Here is a 497-nt window from a genome sequence, read left to right as displayed (position 1 = left end):
GGCGCCGACCCGGGCCAGCGCGGCCACGCCGTCCTCGTCGGCGCGCGGGTGGCGCGCGGCTTCGTCCAGCAGGCGCTCGGCGCGCTGCCAGTGGCCCTGGTGCAACGCTTCCAGGCCGTCGGTGAAGCGGGCGCGGGTGGCGCGGTCGCGGCGCCGGCGCAGCGCCGCCAGCGGCATGCTCAGCATCTTCCAGACCAGCCACAGCGCCAGCAGCACGCCGAGCGCGATCAGCACCGCGGCGGCCAGCGTGGTCGTGTAGTCCATCCCGCGGTAGCGCACCAGCACGTAGCCCGGGTCCTGCACCAGCAGTTGCGCGACCAGCGCGCCCAGCAGCACCAGGACGATCAGGATCAGCAGGTTGCGGAACAGGCTCATGGGCGGGTCTCCTCGCTCGTGGCGCGCAACTGGCGCAGTTGCCCCAGCGTGCTGCCCAGGGTTGGAAGCGAAAGTGAAAGCGGCATCGCGGCGATGCGCTCCAGTGCCGCGCGGCCGCGGGC

At 73.8% G+C, this 497-nt stretch carries 1 protein-coding gene; it reads right to left on the bottom strand.

Annotated elements, in window-relative coordinates; genetic code table 11:
• The coding region (locus N799_RS14100) for a heme biosynthesis HemY N-terminal domain-containing protein (RefSeq protein ID WP_036214036.1) at positions 1-375 on the bottom strand (375 nt) is incomplete at its 3' end.
• Positions 376-497 lie beyond the last annotated feature (122 nt).

Origin of the sequence: Lysobacter arseniciresistens ZS79, assembly GCF_000768335.1 — a bacterium.
Taxonomy (GTDB): Bacteria; Pseudomonadota; Gammaproteobacteria; order Xanthomonadales; family Xanthomonadaceae; genus Novilysobacter; species Novilysobacter arseniciresistens.
Note: the sequence above shows the minus strand (reverse complement) of the source record. Positions and strands in the feature narration are given on the sequence as shown.